Source organism: Rosenbergiella metrosideri, assembly GCF_022602565.1.
Taxonomy (GTDB): Bacteria; Pseudomonadota; Gammaproteobacteria; order Enterobacterales; family Enterobacteriaceae; genus Rosenbergiella; species Rosenbergiella metrosideri.
Genome location: NZ_JALBCV010000056.1, coordinates 1 through 354, shown reverse-complemented (window position 1 = coordinate 354; position 354 = coordinate 1). Strand labels below are relative to the sequence as shown.

Below are 354 nucleotides of genomic sequence, written 5' to 3'. Positions count from 1 at the left end.
GGTAAAAAAGCATCTGAGCTGGATGAGTCACAGAAACAAACCATTAGTGCCTTAGCCAGTTTAGCCGCAGGATTAGCGGGTGGACTGGTGGGTGGCGATACGGCAAGTGCAGTATCAGGAATGCAGACCGGGAAGGTGACGGTTGAGAATAACCTGATGGGTGGCACTGAGGACGGTCAGGAGAAGTTCGTAAGGGAGCATGGCAAAAATATTGCCTCCTGTGCTGACAATCCGGGTTCAGCGTCCTGTCAGAAAGGTCTGGCGATGCAGGATGCGCTGATGGTTGCGCTTCCAGCAGGGCTGGGTGGCGGGATATTAGCTGCGGCCACGCCGGAAATAGCTGCGTCAGCCAAA

Annotated in this window: 1 protein-coding gene; it reads left to right on the top strand. The window is 54.8% G+C overall.

Translation table 11 applies throughout. The features are described 5' to 3' along the window. On the top strand, positions 1 to 354 hold a 354-nt coding region (locus MKR94_RS16460), incomplete at both ends, for a VENN motif pre-toxin domain-containing protein (protein ID WP_241647888.1).